Here is a 21,326-nt window from a genome sequence, read left to right on the forward strand (position 1 = left end):
GTTGGGGTGATTGAGTGATCATGTGATGCCTTATCGAAGCCCACACCCTGAGGGTGTGGGCTTTTACTTTGGTGGCGCGGGGCCATCTCGCCATGCACGATCGTCGTGGGTAAACTTGCTGTCTTGCACCCGACCATCGACGAGTTACAGGCCCGGTTGAACGAGGCGATGGTGCGTGACCGCCATCGCTTGCGGCAGCAGCTGCGCCGGGCGAGCGATCGGCTGCGCGCGGGGCGCGCCGGTGACTCGGCCGACGACGGCCTCGCTCGCGTACGCGAGGCGGTGGAGCAGTCGGTGCAGATGGCGCGGGCGCGTCGCGAAGGTCGGCCGAGCGTCAGTTACGACGAAACGCTGCCGATCGTGGCGGCGCGGGAGGAGATTGCCGCTGCGATTCGCGAGCACCAGGTGGTCATCGTCTGCGGCGCGACCGGCTCGGGCAAGAGCACGCAGTTGCCTAAGCTCTGCCTCGACATCGGGCGCGGGGTGCACGGGTTGATCGGGCATACGCAGCCGCGGCGACTCGCGGCGCGGTCGCTGGCGTCGCGCGTGGCGGACGAGTTGAACTCGCCGATGGGCGAGCATGTCGGCTACAAGGTGCGGTTTAACGACACCACTTCGCCCAACGGCTACATCAAGCTGATGACCGATGGCATCTTGCTCGCCGAGACGCAGGGTGATCGATATCTCGATGCGTATGACACGTTGATCATTGATGAGGCGCACGAGCGGTCGTTGAACATCGACTTTCTGCTGGGTTATCTGCGCGAGCTGCAACCGCGTCGGCCGGACCTGAAGATCATTATCACGTCGGCGACGATCGACCCGCAGCGTTTTGCGGAGCATTTCGCGTCGGCGGGGCGTGGCGGCGAGGCGGGGGTTCGGCCGCCGGTGATTGAAGTGTCGGGGCGGACGTATCCGGTGGAGGTGCGCTATCGGCCGTTGGCGACGGAGGACGTTGAAGTCGAAGACCGCGACACGGTCGACGGCATTGCCGACGCGCTGGATGAGTTGATGCGAGCTGACCCGGGTGATGTGCTTGTGTTTCTGCCGACGGAGCGCGACATTCGGGAGACGGCCAAGTCGCTGCGTAAGCGGTTGCCGAGCGGGGGTGCCGGCGGGCAGGGTGGGTTGGAGGTGTTGCCGTTGTACGCCCGGCTGTCGCCGGCGGAGCAGAACCGCATCTTCAAGCCGCATGGTGGTCGGCGGGTGATCCTTGCGACGAACGTGGCGGAGACGTCGCTGACCGTGCCGGGCATTCGACATGTGATTGACACGGGCGTGGCGCGAATCAGCCGGTTTTCCGCGCGGGCGGGGGTGCAGCGGCTGCCGATCGAGCCGGTGTCACAGGCGTCGGCGGACCAGCGGAAGGGGCGTTGTGGCCGGACGTCGCCGGGCATCTGCATTCGGCTTTATGGGGAGGATGACTATGAGGCGAGGGAGGCGTTTACGCCGCCTGAGATTCTGCGGACGAATCTGGCAGCGGTGATTTTGCAGATGATGGCGATGGGGATGGGGCGGATCGAGTCGTTTGCGTTTATTGATCCGCCGAAGTCGGCGATGATCCGGGCGGGGTATCGCACGCTGCATGAACTGGGTGCGATTGATGAGCAGGAGAAGCTGACGCCGGTCGGCCGAACGCTGGCGAAGCTGCCGGTGGACCCGCGCATCGGGCGGATGGTGATGGCGGGTGAGAAGGAGAACTGTCTGGCGGAGGTGCTGGTGATCGCGGCGGCGCTGGAGGTGCAGGAGCCGAGGCTGCGTCCGCCGGACCAGCAGCAGCGTGCGGACGAGGCACACGCGCGATTCGCCGACGAGCATTCGGACTTCATGAGCTATCTCAAGGTGTGGGATTTTTATCATGAGCTCAAGCGCAAGCTTTCGCATAACAGGCTGCGGTTGGCATGTCAGGAGAATTACCTTTCGCATAACCGCATGCGTGAATGGGTGGATGTGCATCGGCAGTTGCGCGACCTGGCGCGTGAGGCGGGCTTGAAGGTGCGCGATCGGCGGGACGATTACGACGCGCTGCACCGGGCGTTGTTGAGCGGGCTGCTGTCGCATGTGGCGGTGTTGAGCAAGGGCTTTGAATATGCGGGGACGGGTGGGAAGAAGTTGTACCTCTGGCCGGGCTCGGGGCTGTTCAAGAAGAAGCCCAAGTGGGTGATGGCGGCGGAGCTCATCGAGACCAGCCAACTCTTCGCGCGGACGGCGGCGCGGATCAACCCGGACTGGATCGAGCCGATCGCGGGGGAGTTGTTGAGTCGGTCTTACAGCGAACCGCACTGGCAGCCGAAGCAGGGACATGTCGGGGCGTATGAGAAAGTGTCGTTGATGGGGCTGACGATCGTGCCCCGGCGGAAGGTGCACTACGGGCCGATCGACACGGTGAAGTCGCGCGAACTGTTTATTCATCACGCGTTGGTGGAGGGCGATTGTCATCTGGAAGCCCCGTTTTTTCGGCATAATCAGCAATTGGCAGCCGAGGTGGAACAGCTTGAAGCCAAGGCGCGGCGGCGGGATCTGCTGGTGGACGAGCAGGCGAGGTTCGCGTTTTACGATGCGCGGCTGCCGACGAATGTGACGAACCTGCCGCAGTTTGAGAAGTGGCGGAAACAGGCGGAGCGGGATGACCCCAAGTTGCTTTACATGTCGGAGCGCGATCTGCTCGCGGGCGACGCGCAGGATGTGACGGCCGATGCGTACCCGGATCGGTTGGAGGTTGGCGGGGCGGCGTTGCCGTTGGCGTATCAGCTGAAGCCGGGCGAGGAAGATGACGGGGTGACACTGGCGGCGCCGCTGGAGGTGCTCAATCAGTTGGATGAACGGCAGCTCGATTGGGCGGTGCCAGGGCTGTTGCGCGAGAAGGTGCTAGCGCTGATTCGCTCGCTGCCGAAGTCGCTGCGGCGGAACTTCGTGCCCGCGCCGGACTACACGGCCGAGGTGTTGAAGGTGATCCGCTTCGGTGAAGGTTCGTTGATGGAAGCGGTAGCGGACGCGTTGGGGCGGTTGACGGGGGTGACGGTGCCGGTGCGTGAGTTCAAGCCGGAGACGCTGCCGACGCATCTGCGGGTGAACGTGCGAGCGCTGGACGAGGCGGGAAAGACGTTGGCGGAGGGGCGCGATTTGCAGGCGTTGCGGCATGAGCTTGGCGCGGCGGCGACGGAGCGGTTCGCGGGGATGGGCGATGACGGCCTGACGCGCACGGGGCTTACGAACTGGGACTTTGATGAGCTGCCGAAGCAGGTTGATGTCGCGCGGGCGGGGGGCATGACGATGACAGGCCACCCGGCGGTGGTGGACGAAGGTGAGAGCGTGGCGGTGCGCGTGCTCGACACGGCGGAGCGTGCGAGGCATGAAACGCGCCTTGGCCTGCGTCGGCTGTTTTACCTGCAGGTGAAGCCGGAGGTGGCGTATCGGGTGGAGCATTTGCCGGAGCTGGCCAAGATGCAGCTGCATGCGGCGACGTTGATGGATATCAAAACACTTAAGCGGCAGTTGGCGGAGTTGATTGTCGACCGGGCGTTTCTCGGTGACAACCCGCGCATCCGCACGCGGGCCGCGTTTGATGCGCAGCTTGAGGTGGGGTGGAATCAGATGGGGAACGTGACGCAGCAGGTGGGCCGACAGGTCGGGCAGTTGTTCGCGCACTATCACCATGTGACGCTGCTGCTGGAGCGGGCGGCGAATGCGTCGTGGCAGTATGCGGTGGCGGACGTGCGGTCGCAATTGGGGTTGCTGACGGGCGAGGGGTTTTTGACGCGTACGCCTTGGGAGTGGTTGGCGAGCTATCCGCGATACCTGGCGGCGATCACGTCGCGGTTGCAGAAGCTGAGCAACGGCGGCGTGGAGCGTGATCAGCGATTGCAGGCCGGGTTCGGGCCGTACTGGCAGCGGTATCGGCAGAAGTCGGCGGAGCATGCCGAGCGGGGGGTGTTCGATCCGGAGCTGGCGGCGTATCGGTGGATGCTGGAGGAGTTTCGCGTGTCGCTGTATGCGCAGGAGCTTGGCACGGCGATCTCGGTCTCGCCGCAGCGACTGGAGAAGCAGTGGCAGAAAGTTCGCGGGTGAGGCGGCGGCAGCGGCTTTGGCGATTGTGCCGCGCTACAATCGCGAAAAGGAGAAAGCCATGCCGACACTCGATGATCTGCTTAGCCGACTGTGGGACGACTATACGCATTTGAACCCGCACGCCCAGCGTGTACGCAACCTGCTGCGCGAGCGCGGGGAGACAGTGGTGAACGACCACATCGCTTTCCGCACGTTTGACGATCCGCGGATTGGCATCAACGTGCTCGCGACGGCGTTTGAAGCGCACGGCTATACGCCGGCGGACAGCTATACCTTTCCCGAGAAAAAACTGTTCGCTCGTCATTATGAGCACCCGGACGCGAATCGGCCGCGGGTGTTTATCAGTGAGCTGAAGACCGAGGGGTTCAGCGAAGAGCTCCGCCGATCTGTGAAGCAGTTGGTGGATCAGGTGCCGGTGGACCGAACGGAGGCGTGGGACTTTCCGGTCGCGGGTCGGCTATGGGATTTGAGTTACGAGCAGTACCAGTCGCTGGCGGAGGAGAGTGAGTATGCGGGCTGGCTGGCGGCGATGGGGTTTCGTGCGAATCACTTTACGGTTTTCGTCAACGCGCTGGACACGTTTGAAAGCCTGGAACAGTTGAACGAATTTCTCAAGACGCAGGGGTTCAAGCTCAACGATGCGGGTGGTGAGATCAAGGGCTCGGCGGAGGTGCTGCTGGAGCAGTCGTCAACGCGGGCGGAGCCGGTGACGGTGACGTTCAGCGACGGGGAACAGAAAGTGCCAGGCTGCTACTACGAGTTCGCGCGGCGGTATGCGAAGGCGGACGGGCAACTGTTCAACGGGTTTGTGGCGAAGTCGGCGGATAAGATTTTTCAGAGTACGGATCGGCAGTGAGTTGAGGGGAATCGGGGTTTCTGGTTTGGGGTTTCTCGTTTCTGGTTGGGAGGGGAAGAGACGGGGTTTTGCTTATTGCTGGAAGGGGTAGATGTTGCCCAGATGGAGCAGGCGGGTGAGGGCGTCGAGGGCGTCGCGTGATTCGCGCAGGAGGGCGGGGTCGGCGAGGTCGTCGGCGGTGAGGTGATCGCGGTAGTGGTGCTCGACCCAGGTGGTGAGCTGTTCGTAAAGCGAAGCGGTGAACATGACGTGAGGGTGGGCGGCGGCGTACTCGGCTTCGGTCATCACAATGCGGAGGCGGAGGCAGGCGGGGCCGCCGCCGTTGTGCATGCTTTGACGCACGTTTGCATATTGCACGGCCGCGATTGGGTTGGCTGCGTCGGCGATGATGCGATCGATGCACGCTCGCACGCGGTTGCCTTCGTGACATTCGATCGGCGCGAGGAGCACGATGCTGCCGTCGGGACGGGTGAGCAACTGGCTGTTGAACAGGTAGCTGTCGACGGCGGCGGCGAGGGGCAGTTCGTCCTGGAGGATCTCAATGCGGACGGGGGCGTTGCCTGTGAGATCGCGGTAGGCATCGCGGATGCGTTCGCTGACGAGGGCAGTCTCAGCGAAGGCGCGTTCGTGATGTAGCAATACATTTTCGTGGCTGACGGCGACGACGTCGTTGTGAAACGCGCCGGCGTCGATGGCGTCGGGGTTTTGGCGCAGCAGCAGGGCGCGGTTGGGGGCGAGTTGATGGCGTCGGGCGATGGCCTGGGATGCCTGCTGCGATTGGCGTGCGGGGTGTCGGCGGGGCTGGCGTTCGATGGGGTCGTCGCAGGCTCGGCCGAAGACGAACAGTTCGAGGCCGGGCTGATCGTGGGCGGGGGCGAGGCGCATGTGGTTGGCGGCCCCTTCGTCGGCATAGCGGGCGTGAGGGGGCAGCGGAGGGTGGTGCGCGAAGTGCGATTCGTCGGGGAGGAGCTTTCGCAGCAGAGTGGCGGTGGTGTCGGGTTCGAGTGAGCGGTGGAAGGCGTGGAGGAGGTTGGCGGGGGTGATGTGGATGCGGCGGTCGGCGGTGTCGGCGCTGGGGGAGATGGTGGCGGCGTTGGCGGCCCACATGGGCGAGGCGCTGGCGGTGGCGGCGAGGAGGGTGGGGTCTTCGCGGCGGGCTTTGGCGAGGACGGCGGCGTCGTCGCCGAGGAAGCCGAGTGAGCGGAGGATGTGGATGGCGGGGCGGTCGTGTGGGGGGAGGACGGCCTGGGGGATGCCGAGGTCGTGGACGCGTTTCATTTTGGCGAGGCCTTCGAGTGCGGCGTCGCGTGGGTTGGAGGTTTGATGTGCGTGTCGTTGTGAGGCGAGGTTGCCGGGCGCGAGTCCGCCATAGTGGTGGGTCGGTCCGACGATGCCGTCGTAGTTGACTTCGCGGGTGGGCATGGGCGGTGGTGATGGGGTGCGTTAGTGGGGGCGTGTTACGAGGGATAGTATAAGCCCCCCGCGTGGTGGCGCGGGGGGCGGTATAGGGTGTTTGGGGTGGTGGGGGTGTGAGGGGGGACCCACGGCTTTAAGCCGTGGGCTTCTCAGGGTGGGCGCGATTTATGTGCGATTCGTTTTAAAAGGACCAGGTGAGGCCGAGTTGTCCGCCTACGGCTTCGGTGGCGGGGTTTCGTTTTTTGCCGTTGCGTCGCGCGTTGGAGATGTGGATGTATCGGAGGCCGGTGTTGAGGTGGAGGTTTTCGGTGAGCTGGTAGGTGAGTCCGAGGATCATGGTTGCGGTGAAGTTGAAGTGTGTGCCGTCGCGGTTACGGGCGCGGTCGCCGTCGGGGAGGCTGACGTTGGTGTAGATCATGCCGCCGCCGCCTTCAAAGAAGAGCGTGAAGTTTTGTCGTTGGAGGAAGTGCCATCGGCCGTGTAGGCCGAGCCCGCCGCCGTAGGCGTCGTCGCCGGACTGGTATGAAGCGAGTCCGATGGTTTCGAGCCGTATGGCGAGTGCGTCGGCGAAGTAGTAGCTGCCGCCGATGGCGGTGCCGTAGATGTCTGCGTTGGCGCCGGGGCTGACGTCGGAGGTGGCGAAGCCGACGGCGTCGAGGGTCCACGAGCCTTCGGTGAAGGGGGCGGGGCGTTGTTCGTGCCGAGCCTCGCGGGCGGCGTGGTCGAGGTCGTCGTGCTGGACGGCGAGTGAGAGCTGGTAGTTGTTGCAGGACTCGCAGGCGTCGGCCGACTGCGAGAATGTGGCGATGGCGAGCGCGGCGATGGCGATCCATGCGTGAAGAGCGATACGTTGCATCCGTTCAACCTCGTTAATGGAAAGTAGGGTAGGGGTCGTGTGGCCCCCCGGAGCCCCTCGGTGAAGCGTTAAGAGGGGCAGTGTAGCGAGAAGAAGGATAGGGCAAAAGCGGAGGGGGAGCGGAAGGTGGTTAAATTTGGTGGGGTGGTGGCGATGGTGAGGGTGACAGGGGTGATGGGACGGACCGACGGAGTTGCTACAATCGCGCGGATGACGATACCGGACCAGGAAATGCTTGCGGGCGAGTTGACGGAGTTGATCCAGTCGCAGGTGCTGGAGACGAGCGAGCCGTTGCATGCGGAGTCGGACCTGTTTGCCGCGGGGCTGGATTCGATGGCGATGATGCAATTGTTGCTGTTGATTGAGCAGCGGTATGGGGTGATGTTGCCTGCGTCGGATTTGACGACGGAGCACTTCGGTCGGCCCACCGATATCGCGAAGCTGTTGCGGGTGCGATTGGGCGAGCAGGCGGCGGGGGAGGGGTCGGTTGGCGATGGCGAGTGAGGGTGGATCGCCGCGTCGGTTGCCGATTCTTGCGTGTGATGGGTTCATGCTCGCGATGGATGCGATGATGCGCCGCTCAGGTCAGGGCGGGCATTACGGGGGGACTTTGATTGAGTTGGATCGTGTGCCGGAGATGCCGGCGTTGCGCGTGGCGTGGCAGCGATTCGTGCGCGCGTATCCGCTGGTGCTGGGGCGGTTGAGGCGGGGGTTGCCGGGGCGGGTGCCGCGATGGGAAGTGCCGGATGAGGTGTATGCCGAGGCGGTGCCGGTGGTGGAGTTGTGGCATGAGCCGGGCGTGTTGGGGCTGGATGGGGCGCGGGAGGTGGCGTCGGTGGCGGCGTTGTGCGTGCGTCGGTTGAACTTGCGATCGGAGGCGGGTGGGCGTGAGGATGCGCTGCCGAACGTTCGGCTGGATGTGGTGCAGTGTGCGGGGGGCGGGGCGACGGTGGTGGTGACGTGGTCGCATCTGCTGTTGGATGGGAAGGGTGTGGAGTTGTTGCTGACGGAGCTTGCGCGGTTCGCGACGGGGCAAGTGGATGATCCGATGCCGGCGACGCTGGCGAGTGCATCGCCGGTGAAGTTGAGCGTGGTGCAGCGGCGGGAACGGCGGATTGCGTTTTTGCGGCATTTTCGTGGGTTGATGAGCACGCCGTTCACGAGCTTGGGGCGCGGCGAGGCGCGAGCGGGTGCGGCGAACTTTGAGGTGGTGACGTTGGGGGCGGCGGCGTCGGGTCGCGTGCGCGAGCGGGCGGGTGAGCTTGCGAGTCCGTTGATGCCTGCGCCGTTTTATCTGGCGTGCGCGGCGCGGGCTCATGATCGGGTGTTTCGGGGGCGTGGGTTGGAGCAGCCGCAGGTGGTGACGATGCCGGTGCAGACTCGGCCGAAGGGTGGGAGGGGGCCGATGTTTCAGAATCATTTGTCGATGTTTTTCGTGCGGTTGGAGCAGAGCGATCTGGAGACGGTGGCGGTTGCGACGCGGGCGGTGCAGGCGCAGTTTGGCGAGATGATGCGGCATCGGTTGGACCAGGCGTTTTCGACGGTGCAGAACGCGATGCGTCGGCTGCCGCCGCGGTTGTACATGGCGTTTTTGCGTTGGCAGGCGCGGGGCGAGGTGGCGTCGTTTTTTCATTCGCATACGGGGGCGTTTGCGCCGCAGCTGGTTGAGCTTGCGGGTGCGAAGGTGTTGCATGGCTATCACCTGCCGACGGTGTGCACGCCGCCGGGCACGGGGCTGTTTGTCAGCGAGTGGGGGGATGAGATGGATGTGACGCTTTCGTGGCGAGGTGATGTGATCGACGCGGCGGAGCGGGGGGCAATGGTGGAACAGTTCGTGGCGGATTTGGTGGGGGAGGCGGTTGAGGTGGAACGGCGGGTGGTGATTGAATCGGTTTCTAGTTTCTAGTTTCTAGTTTCTAGTTTCTAGTTTCTAGTTTCTAGTTTCTAGTTTCTGGTTTCTGGTTACTGGTTTTGACTTTTGTGGTTTGAGGAGGGAAGAAACCCACGCCGTGACGGTGTGGGCTTCGAGGGAGTGGGTGATCCGGGGATTCGTCACTTTGTTCCTCATCCCTCGGCTTGGATGATGAGCACACATTTCACATTCCACCTCTCACATTCCCCTGGCCGCTGACGGTTGTGTTACGTGGCGGTAAGCTGGGGGGATGCGATGTGACGTGCTGGTGATCGGCGGGGGGAGCGCAGGGCTGGCGGCGGCGGTGGCGGCGGCGCGCGCGGGGGCGAAAGTGGTGCTGGTGGAACGGCATGGCGCGCTGGGGGGGATGGCGTCGGCGGCGCTGGTGCATTCGATCTGTGGGCTGTATCTGTTGCGTGATGAGTCGGGCACGGCGGGGCGGCCGACGTATGCGAATGTGGGGCTGGCGACGGAGTTGGCGGGGCGGTTGATCGCGGTGGGCGGCGCGTGGGGGCCGACGCGGATGGGGCGGGTGGATGTGTTGATGCAGCATCCGCCGGCGCTGGCGTGCGTGGCGGATGCGATGGTGGGTGAGGCGGGGGTGACGGTATGCCTGCATAGCGAAGTGATCTCGGTGGAGCGGGCGGGTGAGCGTGTGGCGGCGGTGGAGGTGAGCTGTCGCGGGCGACGGTGGCGGATCGAGGCGGAGGCGGTGGTGGATGCGAGCGGGGATGGGGTGGTGGCGGCGATGGGCGGGTTGGCGTTCGAGCAGGCGGGGGGCGAGCGGTTGCAGCGGCCTGCGTTTATCTTTGCGATGCAGGATGTGGCGGCGGAAGGGGTGACGGGCGAGGCGAGGCTGCGGCTGGCGGGGCAGGTGGCGGCGGCGGTGCGTGATGGACGGCTGCCGACGGGGGCGCTGGGCATGGCGGTGCGGGGGACGGGGCGCGGGGGGGAGGCGTATGTGACGATCGACCTGGCGGGCGATGTTGATGGGGCATATGACCCGACGCAGCCGAGTTGTCTGTCAGCGTTGGAGGTGGTGGGTAGGTCGCTTGCGGCGGCGGTGGCGGGTTACCTGCGGGCAGAGGCGGCGGGGTTTGAGCGGAGCACGATCAGCGCGTTTCCGACGCGCGTGGGCGTGCGTGAGAGTCGGCGGGTGGTGGGGCGGTATTGCCTGACGGCGGAGGATCTTGAATGTGGTGCGGCGTTTGACGATGGTGTGGCAGTGGCGACGTGGCCTCGTGAGTTGCGGGAGACGGCGCGGGGGGCACGGCTGCGGTTTCCGCGCAACGGCCGAGCTTGCGATGTGCCGTTGCGGGCGCTGCATGCGGCAGGGGCGGCGAATCTGTTCATGGCGGGGCGATGCATGTCATGCGATCACGAAGCGCAGGCGTCGGTGCGGGTGATCGGCACCTGCCTGGCGACGGGCGAGGCGGCGGGCCTGGCGTCGGCGACGTGGGCGGATGTGGGGGCGGTGGATGCAGCGGCGGTGCGGCGGGCGCGGGAGCAGTGGGTGCTGCCTGTGAGTGAGCGGTGGGGGGAGGGGGGTTCTGGTTTCTAGTTTCTGGTTGGGGGGTGTCCCACGGATCGCTGCGCTATGTCCGTGGGCTTTATTAGGGTAGGCGTATGGGGCATTTGTGAGGTTGGTGGATGAACTGTGTTGATTTGATCTTTGAGCATGTTGATCGCGCGCCGGGGCGGGCGGCGTTGATTGAGGCGGGTGATGCGCCGCGGACGGTGACGTATGGGGCGCTTGGGCCTTGCGTCGATCGGCTGGCGGCGGCGTTGCGGCGGGCGGGTGTGGTCGATGCGCCGGCGACGCGCGTGGGGCTGCTTTGTCCGGATGGGGCGGACTATGTGCTGCTGTGCCTGGCGCTGTTGCGGGCGGGGGCGTGCGTGGTGCCGATCGCGGGGGAACTGTCGAGCGTGGAGCGGAAGCAGTTGGTGGAGATGACAGCGTTGGATCGGTTGGTGCTCGGGCGCGGTGCGAAGTGGGCAGACGTGCCGGGCGAAGCGGTGGCGATTGAAGCGGGGGAAGTGTCGTGCGAAGGTCGGGTGGGTGTGTGCGGGGAGGAGGTGGGGGCAGCGTTTGATGAGGAAGCGCTGGCGGCGATGCGGCCTGCGTTTATTCGGTTCAGCTCGGGGACGACGGGCGGGAGTAAGGGGATTGTGCTTTCGCATAAGCGATTGCATGAGCGGATCGAGGCGGCGAACAAGGCGCTTGCGATCGGGGCGAGCGATTCGGTGGTGTGGATGCTGCCGATGGCGCACCATTTTGCGGTGTCGATGATGCTGTACTTGATGAAGGGGGCGACGACGGTGCTTGTGCGTGAGCCGATGGCGGGGAAGGTGCTCGACGCGGTGCACGCGCATGGGGGGACGGTGTTGTATGCAGCGCCGTTTCATCATGCGATGTTGGCGGGGGAGGGGTCGGGGCGTGGGTGGCCGGGGCTGCGGCTGGCGGTGTCGACGGCGGCGGGGCTGCCGACGGCGACGGCGGCGGCGTTTGATCGGCGGTTTGGTGTGCCGCTGTCGCAGGCGCTTGGGGTGATTGAGGTGGGGCTGCCGATGGTGAACGTGGCACGGGCGAGAGAGAAGCCTGAGTCGGTGGGGCAGGTGCTGCCTGACTTTGAGCTGGCGTTGCGGGATGAGGCGGGGGCGTCGGTGGAAGCGGGTGAGGTGGGGGAGTTGTATGTGCGGGGGCCGGGGATGCTGGATGCGTACCTTGTGCCGTGGCGGCCGGGGGGGGCGGCGTTGTCGGAGGGGTGGTTTCGTACGGGGGACTTGGCACGGCGGGACGCGGAGGGGGATGTGTTTCTCGTCGGGCGCGGGAAGACGGTGATCAACGTGGCGGGGCTGAAGTGCTTTCCGGAAGAGGTGGAAGCGGTGTTGAACGCGCATCCGCAGGTGCGCGAGTCGCGGGTGTATGGTCGGGGGCACGCGCATGTGGGGACGGTGCCGGTGGCGGAGGTGGTGCCGATGGATATCGATTCGCCGCCGACGGCGGCGTCGCTGTCGACGCATTGCAGGCAGTTGCTGGCGGCGTACAAACGGCCGATGCAGTTTCAGTTTGTCGACGCGCTGCAGCGGACAGCGAGCGGGAAGATTCGGCGGGCAGTGGGGGAGGCAGAGGGGGCTTGAGCGGTGAGGCTTGGGGCTTGGGGGAGGAGCAGGGGCTTGGGGGAGCTGAGCGATTTTAAGTCGCTCAGCCTTGGGCTTTGGGTGGGTGGTTGAAAAATGAATGTGCAGGTTACTCTTGGTCGATTATGATATTATCAATGTCGCCGATTCACGGCGGAGGCATGATTTCGGCAGGTATTTGACAGTTTTGCGGTCGGCTTTGCTTGAGGCTCCCTGTTGACAGGAGTGGGCGGTCGCGTTGAAGTGGCGGCCGGGGATTTCCGGGCAGAGCCATAGGGCTTTGGGGCAATCGTCGGCGTGCTCGGTACGGGCTGGGGGGCGTGTGTGTGTGGTTTGGTGTGATGGTCAGAATTTAGTTGCTGGCTATATGGTGAGGAGTCGTTTCATGGAGATTTGCGAGCTCCAACGGTCTGAGACGCCGATGTGGGTTCGTCGGCTGATGGATCGGCCTGACGCGAGCCGACGTTGGCAGGTGTCGGGGCTGCGCGCCAGCAGCGTCGAGCGGGGCGCGTTCAGCCTGACGGAGATCGTCTTGCCGAACGCTCGGGCGATGTCGCCTGACGTGTTTCGCGGCGAGGTGCAGCGGGCGTATGAGCTGGCGTTGGAGACGCTGTCGGCTTGCCGAGCGTCGCATGCCGTGCGGTGGTGGAACTTCGTGCCGGGTATCAATCGCGATGCGGGCGACGGCCTGGACTGGTACATGGTTTTCAATGCGGGTCGACATGCCGCGATGCAGCGGCGGTACGGCGCGAACGAGTTCGGCAGGCAGCTTGCGACCGCGAGCGGCGTGGGTTCGCATGGTGATGACTTTGTCGTTCAGGTGCTTGGCTCGACGCGGCCGGGCCAACCGTTGGAAAACCCGCGGCAGATTCCCGCTTACAACTATTCTGAAAGCTACGGCCCGCTGCCGCCCTGCTTCGCGCGAGCGACCGGGTTGGGGCATGCGGAACATGATGCCATGCGCGGCACGCTGCTGATCGGCGGCACGGCGAGCATTGTGGGCGAAAAGACCCAACACCTCGGCAACATCGACGGCCAGATGGAAGAGACGTTGCGGAACATGGCCCACCTGCTCGCGGCCGGCTGCGGTGCGGCGGCGGAGGATCGTGTGCTGCGACATATCGAAGAGGTGCGGGTGTATGTCGTTCGGCAGGAGGATCGCGCGGGGATTATCGATGCACTTGCGGCGCGGATGACCGGGCTTAAGCGGATGGAAGTGATCCACGCGGACCTGTGTCGGCCTTGCTTGCTGGTGGAGGTTGAAGCCGTCACCGGGCCGGGCCTGCTGGCGAGCATGAATCAGCGCGGCGCGGCGGGGCAGCGGCTTGCGACGGCGTGAGCAGTGGCGGTCGATAGACACCCTTTCCGGGCTACACTAAATTGGTGCCATGTCCAGCATTTTAGCCCGGCAACTTCAATCGCATGCCCGCAGTCGGCCTGATGCGGTGGCTGTGCGCCTCGCCGGCGAAGGCGCGGCGGAGGCGGTGTTGACGTGGGGGCAGTGGGCTGAGGCGGCGGCGGCGCTGGCGGCGCGGTTGCACGAGCAGACGACGGCGAACGCGGTGGTGCTGGTGGGGATTGGCAATCACCCGGCGTTTCATGTGGCGTTGATGGGCGTACTGCTGGCGGATCGGCGGGCGATGGCGATGGCGCCGGATTGCGCGGGCAGCGAGATCGCCGCGGCGGCGACGCGAACGAACGCCGAGGCCGCGATCGGCACGGAGGCGTTTGTTGAACACGCGGCGATGCACGGGCTGCGCTGCGTCGATCGCGATGAGCTGATCGATGCGACGGCGGCGGATGCGCAAGCGGTGTGGTCGCGGCATCAAGGTGATGGGGCGGTGTTGCTGTCGAGTTCGGGTACGACGGGTCGGCCGAAGATCGTGCAGCGCGGTACGGGGTCGCTTGGCGCGGTGGGCGAGAGTTGTGCCCGGGGTATCGGGTTTCAAGCGGATGACACGGTGCTGCTGACGATTCCGGTGCATCACTCGTATGGGCTTGAGCATGGTTTGCTCGCGCCGCTGGTGGCGGGCACGCGAGTTGAGCTTGTCGCCAGCTTTGATGCCGAGCGTGTGCTTGCACGGTTGCTCGCGGGCGAAGCGACGATCTTTCCGTCGGTGCCGTTCATCTTCGAAGCGCTGGCGCAGGCGCACGCGCGGGCGGGGGCGGGCGGGCTTGCGATTCGCCGGGCGTACTCGGCGGGCGGGCCGCTGCCGACGGGTGTGTATGAGGCATGGCAAGGTCGGCTTGGTGTTCGGCTGGGGCAGTTGTATGGGTCGACGGAGATCGGCTCGGTTTCGTTCAACGACCCTGATGAGCCGGGCTTTGATCCGACGAGCGTGGGGCGGGCGTTGCCGGGCGCGACGTTGGTTGTGCTCGATCGCGAGACGCCGAGTTTGAATCGGCCGTTGGGTGCGGGCGAGCAGGGTCGCGTGGCGGTTGCGTCGGGGGGGATGATGTCGTGTTATGTTGATCAGCCGAGCGATGAGCTTGTCGACGGGTATTTCATGACGAACGACGTCGGATGGCTGGACGATCGCGGTCGGTTGACGTTGGCCGGTCGATTGAATCTGTTGATTGATATTGATGGGCGGAAGGTGAACCCGGCCGAGGTCGAGGCGGTGCTGGCGGCGCATGAGGCGGTGGCGGAGGCGGTGGTGTTGCCGATGCGGATGACCGAGACGATGAATCGGCTGAAGGCGGTGGTCGTGCCGCGTGCGGGGATGCGGGTTGATACGAACGAATTGCGTCAGTTTGCTCGTGGCCGACTGAGCGGTCACAAGCTGCCGCGGGTGTACGAGGTGCGTGAGAGCCTGCCGCGATCGGCGACGGGTAAGGTGTTGCGGGAGGCGCTGCTTTGTTCATGAACGATTGGAAGCGTGTTGCGTCGGCAGTGCTGGTGATGGTGGTATGCGTGGGGGCGGGCTGCCAGCCGCGAGCACCGTTGCCGACGCATGAGTGGGATGATTTTCGCGAAGCGTTGCGTGTGATCGAGCAGCGCAATGCGGCGATTGAGAATGTTTCGTCGGCGTTTGATCTGACGATCCGTCGGCCGGAGGGCGGCACGGTCACACTGGAGGGGGCGATGGTGGCGGAGCGGCCCGACCGGATGCGGTTGCAGGCGTGGCGGTTTCATCGCGAGGTGATGGACCTGGTGCGCTCGCCGGAGGGGACGTGGTTGTGGACAGCCGAGCAGGTGGACGAGATTGACGAGCAGTTCGCTCATCCGCAGGCGCATGAAGTGGACTGGTTTCAGGCGTTTTTCATGACGCCCGACCCGGAGACGTCGCAGTTGATCGAGGCTGGCGGCGGAGGTGAGCCGATGGTGGTGCGCTGGCCGTTGGGGGGAGGCGATGGCGAAACGGGCGGGTGGCATGGTCGAGCGGAGATTGACGGGGCGACGCTGACCGTGATGCGGATTGATGTGTATGACGAGACGGACACGTTTGTGCAGCGCGTGCTGTTCAGTGAGTATCGCGTGATGGATGGGCTGGTGTTTCCGATGCGCATCGGCGCGGAGGGGCAGTGGAACGCGACGCTGCGATCGCATGATGTGGAGTTGAACGGCGACCTGCCGACCGGGGTGTTTGAACCGCCTGCCCGAGCCAACCGATTGGACTGATCCGCCGATGCGACGCGTGTTGTCGATTCCGATGCGTCGGCCGTGGGTGACGCTGCTTGTTGCTGCGGCGATCGCGGCGCTGGCGGTGGTGTCGGTGTTGCGGCTGGAGGCGGAGCCGTCGCTGAAGCCGTTGTTCGCGGCGGACGATCCGGCGTCGCAGGCGATGGTGAGTGTGCTGGATGATTTCAGCGCGGCGGATCGGCTGCTGGTGCTGGTGCGGGCGGGGGATGAGGTGGGGTCGCCAGCCGAGGCGATGATTGCGTTTGCCGAGCGGTTTCGTGCAGCGGTGGCGGGGGATGCGGCGCTGGCGGGGATGGTGGTATCGCTGGCGTATGAGCCTGGCGACGCGGTGGGCGAGGCGTTGCAGGAGGCGATCGCGGCGGAGGGATTGCATTATCTCGATGATGAGCAGTTCGCACGATTGCAGCAGCGGTTGACGGGGGAGGGGATTCGCTCGCAGATTCGTCGCAACGAGGGGTTGATCGCGGCGGCGGACCCGGCGGCGGACGCGGTGAGCGAGCGGGTGTTGCGCGATCCGCTGCGGTTGTTTGAGTTGCTCGCTGATGCGTTGCGGCCGATGCAGGCGCGGTTCGCGATGGGCGAAGATGATGCGGGCGGGCCGTACATTGGGCGCGACGGGCGAACGCTGTTGATTGAAGTGCGTGCGACCGAGCCGGCGGGGGATCTGGCGTTTACGCGCGAGTTCATGCAGCGGGTGCAGCATGCGGTTGAGGTGGCCGAGCCGAGCGGGTTGGAGGTGCAGTTCGCCGGCGGGTATCCGATCGCCGAGCTGAGCGAGCGTGTGATCCGCGGCGACATGATTTTCAGCGTCGTGTGCTCGGTGATCCTGTTGCAGTTGCTTTTTCTGGTGGCGTATCGCAGTCCGTGGAATTTTCCGTTGACGTTTCTGCCGGTGGCCGGGGGCATCCTCACGGGCTTTGGCGTGTATGCGCTGTTGTCGACGAGGCTGACGCCGGTGACGGCTTCGTCGGGCGCGATCCTTGCCGGGCTGGGGGTGGACTACTGCATTCATTATCTGTCGCATTACCACACGCATCGCGGCGACGGGCATCGGCCGCGGGAGGCGGCGCAGATGAGCCTGTCGCTGGCACCGGCGTTGGGCGCGGCGTTCGTGACGTCGATGATCGGGTTCATCGCCATCGCCAGCTCGCGCGTGCCGGCGTTGCAGGACTTCGCGATCATCGGCGCACTGGGGCTTGGGGGTGCGTTTCTCGGGGCGATGCTGGTGTTGCCTGCGATGTTGCAGGTTTGCGATCGTCGGCGGGAGGACGATCGGCTGAGCATGCGTTTGCGGTTGCAGCCGATGGTGCGATGGATCGCGCGGCGGGCGGTGGGATGTATGGCGGTGGCGTCGGCGTTGGGGGTTGGTGGTGTGGTGTGGGTCGCGTTGGCGGGGTTGCCGACGTTTGAGACGGACCTGACGGTATTGCAGCCGCGGCCGAACCCGGCGTTGGAAGCGCAGGCGGAGATCGCTGAGCATTTTCCGTCGGCGATGGAGTCGGTGCCGGTCTACCTGGAGGCGGAGCGTTGGCCGACGCTGGTGGCGCGGGCGCATGAGGTGGATCGACGGTTGATGACGTCGGCGATGCGCGAGGCGGGCATCGCGCCGCCGATGAGTGTGGCGATGTTGCTGCCGGACCCGGCGGAGGCGGAGGCACGGCGCGAGCGTGTGGCGTCGATTGACGCGGAGCGGGTGTTGGCCGACTTTCGCGCGGCGGTCGATGCGAGCATTTTTGAGCCGACGGTTTATGCCGACTACGAGACGTTTTTGGCGCGGCTGCTTGAAGGCGGTGCGTCGCCGGGCGTGGCGTTGTTGTCGGCGTCACCGGAGGTGGCGGAGCTGCTGCTGCCGCGCGGCGTGTTCGCGGGGGGTGGTGATGAGCCGGTGGGTCGGCCGCGGGCGTTGACGCTCGTGCGGTTTGAGCGGGAGATCGCCGACCCGGTCGAACGGCGGGAGGCGATCCTCGCAGTGCAGACGGCGTTGGCGGGGATGGCGGGTGTGACGGTCACGGGGATGGACGTGGTGGGCGAGCAGGTGCGGGCGACGATTCAGGCGGAGCTGCCGGTGTTGCTGTCGGTCGCGGGGGCGGTGGTGGTGGTGTGGCTGCTGGTGGTGTTTCGTCGGCCGGGGCGGGTGGCGTTGACGATGATCCCGGCGGTGTTTTGCCTGGTGACGGTGGCGGTGATGATGCAAGTGACCGGCACGCGGCTGAACCCGATCAACCTGCTGGCGATTCCGCTGCTGGCAGGCATCGGGGTGGATGATGGCATATTCCTCATGAGCATCGCACGGCGGTACCATGGTCGAGGCAAGGCGATGCTCGAACAGTTCGCGGCAAGCTGCCACGCCATTACGATGACGAGCGTGACGACGCTGCTGGCGTTCGGCTCACTGCTGCTGACCAGCACGCCGGCGATCCAGTCGCTGGGGCTGGTGCTGGCGACGGGCATGGTGGCGTGCTGGTTTGCGTCGCTGTTTTTGTTGATGCCGTTGCTGATCGTGACGCATCGGCGCGAGGAGAAGCCGACCGGATGAGTGATGTTCTGCCATGGGCGATGGCCGGCGTTGGCGCTGCGGCGTTTGGTGCGCTGATGTATGGGGCGTTTTACCCGAGTAGCCGACTGATCGTGCCGGTGATTTACCGTGGGCCTCGCGACGGGCCGCCGCGCGTGGCGTTGACGTTTGACGATGGTCCGCACGCGGAAGCGACGCCGGCGATTCTCGACGCGCTGGATCGGGTGAATGCGAAGGCGGCCTTCTTCGTCATCGGCGCTCATGCAAAGCGGCACGTGGACGTGCTGCGGCGGATCGACGCGGCGGGGCACTTGATCGGCAACCATACGTACGACCATGCTTACCATGGGATGTGCCGCGGCTACTACTACTGGCTGGATCAACTGAGGCGGACGGAGCGGGTGATTGAAGATGCCATCGGCAAGCGGCCGACGCTGTTCCGCCCGCCGATGGGGTTTAAGCAGCTTTTTATTTCATGCGCTGTGCAGAGCGCTGGTTACTCGATGGTGACATGGAGCCGACGTGGTCGCGATGGTTGGCCTTGCAAGACGCAGCAGATCCTCGACCGCCTGGTGGGGCCGAGCCGAAACGGCGACATCCTGACGTTGCATGATGGGACGGACGGCCATAACCGCAGTCGCGACATTCGGCCGACGGTCGACGCGATCGAGCCGCTGGTCGTCGGCCTGCGCGGGCAGGGGCTGGAACTGGAGCGGCTGGATCGGCTGATCAATTTACCGGGCTATGTATCCGAATCCGCGTTGGCGAACTGAAGTGTGCCGGACTATTCTTCGATGAAGAGCCAAGGTTGTTATACTGACGCCTTGCCTGTGACCCGGTCGGGAAGGCATTTCACGGGGGGGCGATGATTTTGAACTTGTTGTTGTGATGAGAGTCTCTGCCAGGATGAGAATCTCCACCCGGATATTGCGAAGTGCCCGTGCGCTGTTGCTGATGCTTTGTGGCGTGGCCCTTGTCGGCTGCGACACGGTGGGCATGATGGCGTTGCATGGGACGAACCTGCTCGCCCGCACTGGTGCTTACACGCATGAGGGCGACGTGGTGTACGGCCCGCTCGATCGGCACCACTTGGACGTGTACACGCCAACCATGGGCGAGCCGCCTTACCCCGTCGTCGTGTTCATTCACGGCGGCGACTGGAGCGACGGCTACCCGGACAAGGACATGTACCGCTTCGTGGGCGATGCGCTCACCTCGCGGGGCATTGTGGCGGTCGTGCCGAACTACCGCCGATTCCCGACGGCCCGGTTTCCGGATTTCATCGAAGACGCGGCGCAGGCGCTGGTCTGGACGTATGAGAACGTCGAGGCATTCGGCGGTGATCCGGATGGCATCTTCCTGATGGGTCATTCGGCTGGAGCGCACATCGGCTCGATGGTGGCGCTCAACGACCGCTACCTGCGTGAGGTCGGGGGGGACCGGAGTTGGATTCGCGGGTTTGTGGGGATGGCGGGGCCTTACTCGTTCCCTTACATGGACGATAACGATGCGTTCGTGGAGGTGTTCGGGGCGAAGGATGCGTACCCGCGATCGCAGCCGATCAACTATGTGGCGGGCGATGCGCCGCCGACGCTGCTGGTGCATGGCGCGAAGGACGATCGCGTGCCGCTGGAGACGATGATCCGGATGGCGCAGCAGATGGATGCGGTCGGTGCCCCGGCGGAGACAATCACGTACGAGAACCTGTGTCACATCATGGTGCTTGGCTCGTTCGCAGTGCCGGTGCGTTGGGGCGAGCCGGTGCTGAATGACCTGACGGCCTGGGTGAACGCGCAGTACGAGCATCCGCTTCCCGTACCGCCGCAGCGGACGGCCAGCGACATGGCGTTGCAGCAGGATCAGCGTAACCGGCAGTAATGAGCGGGCGCGGGAATCGCCGCTTGGCTTGTCAGCATTCGGCGGGGGATGTAAACTGGCCTGATCCTGGGTAGCTGCGCGGCATTAAATGTAGTGCCTTTCATGGTTTGGAGCGGCTATCAGTTCGAAATCACAGTGGTTCGTGCTGCAAGTGGAGCGATGGTTTCGTGGCGATTCCGGGACGGCCGGGAATCGTCCGAGGCTTGAAGCTTGAGGCATGAGCTTGCTTGACGCATTCAAGGCGTGTGTTTTATGACGGAAGCTCATCTGAAATCGGAACTTGGCGAACGTGTGCGGACGATTCTGCGTCGCGACCTGCGGCTTGGGCCGGACGCGAAGATCGAAGACGACACGCCTTTGATGGGCGGCGACTTCGAGCTGGATTCGCTGGACATGGTCATGCTTGTGACCAGCGTAGAGAAGGAGTTCGGCGTCAAGCTGACCGATGCGGACAAGGGGCCGCAGGCGTTCAAGAACGTCGGCACGCTGGTGGCGTTCCTGCAGAATCACGACCAGATCGGCGACGGCAGCGGCGGCGAGGCGACGACCGCGGCGTCGGCGTCGGACGGGCCTGCGTCGGGCGATGCGCGGCCGGTGGACCTGGAGCAACGGCTGGCGGGGTTGCCGCATGGCGAGCCGTTCCGGTTTGTCTCACGGCTGACTGAGTTGACGCCGATGGAGCAGGGACAGGGTGAGTGGCAGTTGACGGGGGATGAGTCGTTTTTCGCGGGCCACTTTCCGCAGCGGCCGATCGTGCCGGGCGTGTTGATCAGCGAGGCGCTGGCGCAGCTTTCGGGGCTGGTGGGTGTTGAGGCGGACGGCGAAGCGCGGGATGGTCAGCTTGCGCATGTGGACGTTCGTTTTCGTCGTGCGGTTGCGCCGCCGGCGACGCTGGTGCTGCACAGCCGACTGACGGGAACGGTGGACCCGATGCAGCATTTCGAAGTGCGGGCCGAGGTGGACGGCGAGGTTGTGGCCGAGGGACGGGTGGCGCTGAAGCGCGGCGCGTCGCAGGGTTGATGTTGCCGACGCTGTTGCGTT

General features: G+C 65.1%; 15 protein-coding genes. 13 read left to right on the forward strand and 2 right to left on the reverse strand.

Going from position 1 to position 21,326, the window contains the following annotated elements:
- Positions 1-123: 123 nt before the first annotated feature.
- Positions 124-4,068, forward strand: coding sequence for an ATP-dependent RNA helicase HrpA (gene hrpA, locus ACERK3_05100; GenBank protein ID MFA9477668.1), 3,945 nt, complete (start codon positions 124-126; stop codon positions 4,066-4,068).
- Positions 4,069-4,126: 58 nt separating this feature from the next.
- A complete protein-coding gene (locus tag ACERK3_05105; GenBank protein MFA9477669.1) occupies positions 4,127-4,924 on the forward strand; it encodes a DUF1338 domain-containing protein in 798 nt (265 codons plus the stop codon).
- 72 nt (positions 4,925-4,996) lie between these two features.
- On the opposite strand, the gene astB is transcribed toward ACERK3_05105, so the two are convergent.
- Both astB and ACERK3_05115 read right to left on the reverse strand, forming a co-directional pair.
- Entirely contained in the window at positions 4,997-6,346 is a 1,350-nt protein-coding gene (gene astB, locus ACERK3_05110) for an N-succinylarginine dihydrolase (GenBank protein ID MFA9477670.1), read from the reverse strand.
- Positions 6,347-6,521: 175 nt separating this feature from the next.
- Entirely contained in the window at positions 6,522-7,196 is a 675-nt protein-coding gene (locus tag ACERK3_05115; GenBank protein ID MFA9477671.1) for an acyloxyacyl hydrolase, read from the reverse strand.
- A gap of 210 nt (positions 7,197-7,406) precedes the next feature.
- On the opposite strand from ACERK3_05115, the gene ACERK3_05120 reads away from it, so the two are divergent.
- The 11 genes from ACERK3_05120 to ACERK3_05170 all read left to right on the forward strand — a co-directional run bounded on the left by ACERK3_05120 (position 7,407) and on the right by ACERK3_05170 (position 21,305).
- The gene (locus tag ACERK3_05120) at positions 7,407-7,700 is read left to right on the forward strand and encodes an acyl carrier protein (GenBank protein ID MFA9477672.1); all 294 of its coding nucleotides are present in this window, start codon (positions 7,407-7,409) and stop codon (positions 7,698-7,700) included.
- Positions 7,684-9,102, forward strand: coding sequence for a hypothetical protein (locus tag ACERK3_05125; protein ID MFA9477673.1), 1,419 nt, complete (start codon positions 7,684-7,686; stop codon positions 9,100-9,102). The genes ACERK3_05120 and ACERK3_05125 overlap by 17 nt, the downstream gene beginning before the upstream one ends.
- A gap of 256 nt (positions 9,103-9,358) precedes the next feature.
- Positions 9,359-10,669: an FAD-dependent oxidoreductase gene (locus ACERK3_05130; GenBank protein MFA9477674.1), complete on the forward strand. Its 1,311-nt coding sequence runs from the start codon at positions 9,359-9,361 to the stop codon at positions 10,667-10,669.
- Between the two features lie 89 nt (positions 10,670-10,758).
- Complete coding sequence (locus ACERK3_05135; GenBank protein MFA9477675.1) at positions 10,759-12,249, forward strand: class I adenylate-forming enzyme family protein; 1,491 nt, start codon at positions 10,759-10,761, stop codon at positions 12,247-12,249.
- 385 nt (positions 12,250-12,634) lie between these two features.
- Positions 12,635-13,588 (forward strand): hypothetical protein, encoded by a 954-nt coding sequence (locus ACERK3_05140; GenBank protein ID MFA9477676.1) that lies wholly within the window; start codon positions 12,635-12,637, stop codon positions 13,586-13,588.
- A gap of 49 nt (positions 13,589-13,637) precedes the next feature.
- On the forward strand, positions 13,638-15,116 hold the full coding sequence (locus tag ACERK3_05145; GenBank protein MFA9477677.1) for a class I adenylate-forming enzyme family protein: 1,479 nt from the start codon (positions 13,638-13,640) through the stop codon (positions 15,114-15,116).
- Positions 15,113-15,871, forward strand: a complete 759-nt coding sequence (locus ACERK3_05150) for a hypothetical protein (GenBank protein MFA9477678.1) — start codon at positions 15,113-15,115, stop codon at positions 15,869-15,871. Before ACERK3_05145 ends, ACERK3_05150 begins: the two co-directional genes overlap by 4 nt.
- Before the next feature lie 7 nt (positions 15,872-15,878).
- Entirely contained in the window at positions 15,879-18,428 is a 2,550-nt protein-coding gene (locus ACERK3_05155) for an RND family transporter (GenBank protein MFA9477679.1), read from the forward strand.
- Positions 18,425-19,180, forward strand: coding sequence for a polysaccharide deacetylase family protein (locus tag ACERK3_05160; protein ID MFA9477680.1), 756 nt, complete (start codon positions 18,425-18,427; stop codon positions 19,178-19,180). Before ACERK3_05155 ends, ACERK3_05160 begins: the two co-directional genes overlap by 4 nt.
- Positions 19,181-19,313: 133 nt before the next feature.
- The gene (locus ACERK3_05165; GenBank protein MFA9477681.1) at positions 19,314-20,285 is read left to right on the forward strand and encodes an alpha/beta hydrolase; all 972 of its coding nucleotides are present in this window, start codon (positions 19,314-19,316) and stop codon (positions 20,283-20,285) included.
- Positions 20,286-20,537: 252 nt separating this feature from the next.
- On the forward strand, positions 20,538-21,305 hold the full coding sequence (locus tag ACERK3_05170) for a phosphopantetheine-binding protein (protein ID MFA9477682.1): 768 nt from the start codon (positions 20,538-20,540) through the stop codon (positions 21,303-21,305).
- Positions 21,306-21,326 lie beyond the last annotated feature (21 nt).

Source organism: Phycisphaerales bacterium AB-hyl4, from assembly GCA_041821185.1.
Lineage (GTDB): Bacteria > Planctomycetota > Phycisphaerae > Phycisphaerales > Phycisphaeraceae > Natronomicrosphaera > Natronomicrosphaera hydrolytica.

Bases quoted from the DNA above. Each gene is read 5' to 3' on its own strand.
- ACERK3_05135 (MFA9477675.1), top strand. From the start codon at position 10,759: ATGAACTGTGTTGATTTGATCTTTGAGCATGTTGATCGCGCGCCGGGG.
- ACERK3_05105 (MFA9477669.1), top strand. From the start codon at position 4,127: ATGCCGACACTCGATGATCTGCTTAGCCGACTGTGGGACGACTATACG.
- ACERK3_05120 (MFA9477672.1), top strand. From the start codon at position 7,407: ATGACGATACCGGACCAGGAAATGCTTGCGGGCGAGTTGACGGAGTTG.
- ACERK3_05160 (MFA9477680.1), top strand. From the start codon at position 18,425: ATGAGTGATGTTCTGCCATGGGCGATGGCCGGCGTTGGCGCTGCGGCG.
- ACERK3_05170 (MFA9477682.1), top strand. From the start codon at position 20,538: ATGACGGAAGCTCATCTGAAATCGGAACTTGGCGAACGTGTGCGGACG.
- ACERK3_05130 (MFA9477674.1), top strand. From the start codon at position 9,359: ATGCGATGTGACGTGCTGGTGATCGGCGGGGGGAGCGCAGGGCTGGCG.
- ACERK3_05140 (MFA9477676.1), top strand. From the start codon at position 12,635: ATGGAGATTTGCGAGCTCCAACGGTCTGAGACGCCGATGTGGGTTCGT.
- ACERK3_05155 (MFA9477679.1), top strand. From the start codon at position 15,879: ATGCGACGCGTGTTGTCGATTCCGATGCGTCGGCCGTGGGTGACGCTG.
- astB (MFA9477670.1), bottom strand. From the start codon at position 6,346: ATGCCCACCCGCGAAGTCAACTACGACGGCATCGTCGGACCGACCCAC.
- ACERK3_05115 (MFA9477671.1), bottom strand. From the start codon at position 7,196: ATGCAACGTATCGCTCTTCACGCATGGATCGCCATCGCCGCGCTCGCC.
- ACERK3_05165 (MFA9477681.1), top strand. From the start codon at position 19,314: ATGAGAATCTCCACCCGGATATTGCGAAGTGCCCGTGCGCTGTTGCTG.
- ACERK3_05150 (MFA9477678.1), top strand. From the start codon at position 15,113: ATGAACGATTGGAAGCGTGTTGCGTCGGCAGTGCTGGTGATGGTGGTA.
- ACERK3_05145 (MFA9477677.1), top strand. From the start codon at position 13,638: ATGTCCAGCATTTTAGCCCGGCAACTTCAATCGCATGCCCGCAGTCGG.